This is a genomic window from Actinomadura sp. (assembly GCF_044508335.1).
Classification (GTDB): Bacteria; Actinomycetota; Actinomycetes; order Streptosporangiales; family Streptosporangiaceae; genus Spirillospora.
In genome coordinates this window covers 14,854-21,579 of the sequence record NZ_JBIQHY010000021.1, presented here as the reverse complement: position 1 = coordinate 21,579, position 6,726 = coordinate 14,854, and the positions used below count along the sequence as shown (strand labels likewise).

Here is a 6,726-nt window from a genome sequence, read left to right as displayed (position 1 = left end):
ACGCACGACGGCCCCTCCACGACGCACACCGACCCGTCCACCACGCACGACGGCGCGTCCGACGGCGCCCCGTCAGAGCACCCCGCCTCCCCCACCCCCGGCGACAGCACGCCGGCTCCCGGGGAGAGCAGGCCCGGTTCCACCTCTCCCGAGACACCGCACGGAGAGACGGCACCGCACAGCAGCACCCCGTCACCGACTCCCGGTGGCGAGACGAGCGCTTCCACCACGCCCGGCGGCAACGGCTCCACACCAGGCGGCACCTACACGACACCTCCCGCCGGCTCAACGTCCGGCGGGACGGCGAGCGGCACCACTCTCGGCGACAGGACCGCGCCCCGCGACGGAACCGCACCTCGCCCCGAAACCGCACCCGGCGATGGAACCGCCTCGGCCACCGCCACGCCCCCGGCCGGCGGGACCACGCCCTCCAATGGGAGCACGTCACCCGACGGCGCGACGCCCGGCGACGGGACCACGCGTCCCAGCGGAGCCACGCCCGGCGACGGCGCCACCGCACCGGCCGGTGGAGGCACGCCCGGCGACGGCTCCACGTCCGGTGGGTCCACGCCTGACGGCGGGTCCGCGTCGGACGGGTCCACGCCTGGCGGGTCCACGCCCGGTGTAGGCGAGACGCCGGCTCCCGGCGCGAGGGGCACGAGCACCGCCTCCGACTCGGAGCCGCGCGGCTCCGACGGGTCCAACGAGGCTCAGGACGCCATGGCGCGGCCCGAGGACGGCTCCGGCGGGCAGCCGGCGGGCTTCATCGCGCCCATGCCGATGCCCATGGGCGCCTTCGGCGGGCCGGCGGGGACCGCCTCCCCGGGCGGTGTCTCCGGCGGCCCCTCCGGCGGAGGCCCGGAGCGGACGCCCAGTTCCCCGTCGTCGTCCCGTCCGGAACGTTCTGCGGACGGCGGCCAGAAGCTGGAGTCTCCGCGCCCCAAGCAGGAGGCGAAGCCGTACGAGCCCGCCGACCCCGGCTCGCAGCCGCAGCCGTCCCCGGTCGAGAACGTGGACGGCGACGGAGTCGTCCGCAACGAGCAGTCGCCGCCCGCCGACGCGGCGCAGCCGGACGGGGACGCGCCGCACAAGAAGGAGGCGGCCGACGGCGGCGCACCCGACGACGGCACGGCTGCCGACGACGGCACGTCCCCCGGGGACGGGTCGGCGGACGAGGCTCAGCAGCTCGCGGACGCGGAGCAGCAGGCGCGGGACATCCTCGCCCAGTTCGGCGACGACGCGCCCACCGTGGACTTCACGTCCAGCCCGATCGACCCCGCCGCGGCGCACGAGGTCAACAACGCCATCCAGCAGCTCGCGGCGGACTACCCGAGCACGATGCGGGGGCTCACCCACATCGGCTCCGAGGACTTCAACCAGTCGCTCGGGCCGGGCAACGACGACGTCCTCGCCTACGCGACCCCCGAGTCCAGCAGCCCCGGCATCTACCTCAACGACGAGGCGTTCGCCGACAACGCGCTGCGGGCCGAGGACGGCGCCGATGAAGAGGCGACCGGCTTCACCGTGCCCGGCGGCGGCTCCACCGAGGGCGTCTTCACCCACGAGTTCGGACACCACCTCGGCGAGCAGCTCCTCAACAACCCGCACATGCTCGCCGACCTCAACCAGGCGGTGTCCAACGCGCTCGGCGTCCCGTACGACGCGACCCAGCCGCACGACGCCGCCACGCAGACACGGGTGGAGAACGCCCTGTCCGGCTACGGGTCCGGCGACCCCCACGAGATGATGGCGGAGGCGTTCACCGAGTACCGCCTCGCCGAGAACCCCCGTCCGCTGGCGCAGGCCATCGGCCAGGTCATGGACCGCCACCTCGGCGCCAACGGCAACAACACCCCGGCGCCGAACACCTCGAACAACGCCGGCGGGAGCTCCACCCCGTCCTCGTCCCAGACCCCGGACGGCTCCACCTCTCCGGACGGCGGCTCCCAGGGCCAGCCCCACCCGAAGGAGAGCGGGCCGGGCTCGGACACCTCTCAGCCGAGTGACGGCCGGCCACGCACCGACGACGCCCCACCGCTCGGCGAGGACGGACGCCCCCGCACCGACAGCGACCAACCGCGCGCCGACGACGGTCGTCCGCTCACCGACAACGAAGCACAACCCCGAACGGACGAGAGCCAACCCCGCGCCGACAACGACCAACCGCGCGCCGACGAGGGACGTCCACGCACGGACAACGAGCAACCGCTCGGCGAGGACGGACGCCCCCGCACCGACAGCGACCAGCCGCGCGCAGACGACGGACGCCCGCGCACCGACAACGAAGCGCAACCGCGAACCGACGAGGGCCAACCCCGCGCGGACGACGGACGACCCCGCAGCGACAACGACCGGCCGCTCGGCGAAGACGGACGCCCCCGGACCGACAGCGACCAGCCGCGCGCCGAGGACGGTCGTCCGCGCACGGACGACGAGGGACGACCGCGTACTGACGGCGAAGACCGGCCCCGCGCGGACGACGGACGCCCGCGCACGGACGACGACGGGCGGCCGCGGGCGCGGGACGGGCAGCCGCACGATGACTCAGGCGGGCAGCCGCGGCAGGACCCGCCGGAGGGTCTGCCGGAACGCCTGCACGACGCCTGGCACAACAGCGCCGAGACCCCGGCGGGCCGGGCCCTTTACGGGCCGGACGAGCCGCACATGCGGGGCACGGCGGGGATGGTGCCGCCCGACCCCGCGGGCAGGTTCGTCCTCGACGCGCACGGCAACCGCGACGGGGTGATCGTCGGGGACCGGCCGATGAGCGCGGCGGACCTCGCGGCGATCGTCCGCAGCGACCCCAACTGGAACGGGCGCGACGTCCTGCTGCTGGCCAACAACAGCGGCGACGGGCGGTTCGCGGCCGATCTCGCCCAGGAGCTCGGGGTCCGCGTCACGGCCCCGCGGGGGGCCGTCGACCTCAACGCGCACGGCAACCCCGAGTCGACGGGCTGGACGGTCCACGACAGGGACGGCAGCGAGGTGGCGCCCGACCCGGTGCGCCGCTTCACCAGCGACGACGAAGGCCAGTGGTACGGCGACAACCGCCTCGGGCACCAGTTCCAGAACCTGCCGCCGCACCTGCAGAACGCGCTGGTCCAGTACACCGTCCAGTCGATGCCGAACGCGTTCCTGCGGCCCGGCGCCGACCTGCCGGGCTTCCTGAACCACATGCAGGGCGAGCACAACACGGCATGGGCGCTGGCCAACATGAACGGCGGCCGGTCCATGCCGACGCTCGACACCCTGAACCAGTGGGCGGCCAACCCGAACCTGACGCCCGAGCAGCGCGCCCTGGTCGACCACGTGCTGTCGGCGGACGAGCCGGGCGACCGGCTCCGGCAGATCGGCGACAACGCGCGCTACTGGTCGTTCCTGCACGACTACTTCGGCGAGCCCCCCACCGTGGACGCCTTCAACAGGCGCATCGGCGAACTCGACCAGGCGTTGAACCAACGCCTGCCGGAGCCGGTGCAGACCGAGCGCGGCCTCCACGACGTGAGCTTCATGCGCCTCCCCGACGGCACGCCGCTCGGCGGCGGCGACGCGCAACTGCTCGTCGGGTCGATCCAGACGGAGCCGGCGTACATGTCGACGTCGCTCGGGCGCGAGCCCGCCGTGGTCGACAACCGCCCGTTCAGCTACCGGATCCACATGGACCTGCCGGAGGGGTCGCACGGCGTGTGGATGGGCGGCAACAGCGCCTATCCGGACCAGCGCGAACTCGTGCTCCCGCGCGGCACCCGCTACCAGATCACGAGCGTCGACACCAACGCCCGCGACCTCAACGGCAATCCGATCGTCGAGATCCGCGCCACCGTGATCCCTCCGGGCGCCCCGGACCCGGGGCCGCTCAACGCGGGCGGCGCGACCGCTCCGCACCCCGGCACCGGCAATCCGGCGTACGCCGGGCCGCCGCCGAACCCCGGCCCCTCCCCGCACGCGGGCCCGCCGCCGCACTCCGGCCCGGCAGGTCCCGGCACGTCCGACCCTGGGCCCGCACCCCGCTTCCGCTCCACACCGCCCGCCGACCCGGGCTCCACCCCGTCCCCCGGGACGTCCGACGGCGGCGCCACGCCACCCCGTCCCGGCAGCGACGGCCCCGCGGCACGCACCACCGGCGAGACTGCTGAACCGCCTGCGCGCGGCACCGGCGAACCCGCCACACCCGTTCCAGGGGAACCGGCCGCACACAGCAGCGGCGCGCCCGCCGCACGCAGCACCGGCGAACCCGGCACCCGTACCACCGGCGAACCCGCCGCACACAGCACCAGCGAACCCGCCGCACGCAGCGCGGGGGAACCGGGCACACGCAGCACCAGCGAACCCGGCACACGCGGCGCTGGCGAACCTGCGGCACGCAGCGCTGGGGAACCGGGCACGCACGGCCCTGGCGAACCTGGCGCACACGGCAGCGCCGAACCCGCCGCGCGTGGCGCTGGGGAACCCGCCGCACATCGTGCCGGCGAAGGCGGCGAGCCCGCTGGGCGCGGTGAGGACGCCGCCGCGCGCGGGGACGATGCGGCCCCGCGCTCCGACGACGGCCATCCCCGCGACGAGGACGGGGAGGCCCATGACGGAGACGCCGGGGAGACCCCGCCCGACGGGCTTCCCGATCATCTGCACGATGTCTACCGGGGCAGCCACGAGACCCCCGGAGGGCGCGCCTTCTACGGGCCCGGCGAAAGCGCCATGCGGGACCTCGCCGGGCGGGTGCCCGCCGATCCCGACCGGTTCATCGTCGACGGTCACGGCGACGCCGACGGGATGCGGGTCGGGAACCGCCGGCTCAGCGTCGACGACGTCGCCGACCTGATCCGCAACGACCCGAACTGGAACGGCCGCGAGGTCATGCTGCTGTCCTGCGAGACGGGCGACGGCCAGTTCGCCGCGCAGCTCGCGCAGCGGCTCGGCGTCCCCGTCACGGCCCCGCGCGGGCTCGCCTGGTCGGACTCCGACGGCAACGTCTACGCCTCGTCCGGGCGTCCCGGCGAGGACGGCCGGACGCGTCCCGACCTCCCGCCGAACGGCGGATGGCAGACCCACCGGCCGGACGGCTCCACCACCCCCGCCGGGCGCGACGGGTACGCCCCGGGTCATCCGGTGTCGGACGCCCAGTCGGCCGCGGTGCGCCCGGGCGACGGCGACGAGACCCGCGGCTCGCCGGCACAGCACCCGTGGAACCCGCCGCAGGTCGACAGAGCCGCCACCCAGAACCACCACCTGCGGCCAGGTGAGCACGCCGCGGACCTCGACTATCCGCCGCAGGAGGGCCGCCACCGCATCCTGGCGCTGGACGAGGACGGGCACCCCGTCCTGGACGAGAACGGGCAGCAGATCGTCCGGTCGATCGTCTACACGAACGCCGACGGCCAGGTCACCCACGTCACCAACCCGCAGGCCGAGGGCGAGCCGGCGGCGCTGCGGAACCCGAACGAGAACATCGACCTGACCCAGCCGAGGCCGGGCGTCGTCCATCAGATCGACTTCGGCCGGGGGGATCCGCACGTCTTCACGGGCGAGGACGGCGGACAGTCGCCGGCCGCCGCGCCGTTCGACCCGCCGACCCGCACGGCCGACGGCGAACCGCTGAACGACGTGACCGAGCGCGGGTTCGATCCCGCGGGCGAGCCGTTCAGCGCGCGGCAGCCGCTGGAGCCGGACTCGCGGATCGCCGTCTACGACAACGACGGCAACCTGCACGGCATCTTCTGGACGGACGGCGACGGCAACATCACCCACGTCCGCACGTGGTACGGCGACCAGGACGGCGTCGCCAACTACAACGGCGAACTCGGCCTGCTCACCCACCAGGACGACGGGGTCCCGCTCCCCAACGTCAACTACATGGTGGAGCCGCGCGAGCGCTTCCAGAACCTGGACCCCGCGGACTTCGATCCGGTCGACGCCGTCCGCCGCGGCGACCTCGGTGAGCAGAGGGACCCCGGCGAGGACGGGCTTCCCGATGCCGACGACCCGAGCGGCACCCCATCGCCGGCCTACCGGGTCGAGCCCGGGACGTTCCTCTTCCACACCGACGCCAACGGCCAGGCGGACATGGCCACCGGACGCCCCGACTACGACGCGGGCGGCAGAAGCCGTTACGGAGTGCAGACACACGTCGGGCGCATGGGGAACGACGAGTATTCCGGTCCCCGGTTCAATGGCGGCCACATTTTCGGACACCAGGGGGACGGCCCGCGGGAGCGGATCAATTACTTCCCGCAGTGGAATGTCGAGAACCAGGGCAAGAACGCCCATCAGGTCACCCGTCCGGAAAGCTGGTACGGCCTTGAGGAGCAACTGGCAAAGCTCCACAAGGACGATGAGAACAACATTTTCGTCGACCGGTTCGAGTTCTTCGCGGAACCGAACCACAACGACACGGGCGGGCTCGCGTACACCCCGCAGGTGATCCACGCACGCTGGGCGCAGACGAATTTCAATACCGTCCCGCCGACCACGACCGTCCACTACCGGACGTTCTACAACCTCCCGCCGAACCACCTCGGCACATCGGCCGCGACGCCCGTCAATCCGGACGGCTCTCCGAAGGGCCCGGCGCGCCCGTTCGGCTGGGCGGAACCGGCGTCCCGGTCGGCGGGCGAGCCTCCCGAGCCGATGGCCCGCTCGGCGGACCCGACTCCCCCGGACGGCGCCGCGTCCCGCCCGGAACCAGCGGCCGGCGAGCCCCGCCCGGACGGCGAGCCCCGCCCGGACGGC

At 74.1% G+C, this 6,726-nt stretch carries 1 protein-coding gene; it reads left to right on the top strand.

What is annotated here, in order from left to right; genetic code table 11:
* Positions 1-720: 720 nt before the first annotated feature.
* Positions 721-6,726: ADP-ribosyltransferase (locus ACIWVC_RS10800; RefSeq protein ID WP_396454084.1), on the top strand; the 6,006-nt coding region annotated here is incomplete at its 3' end.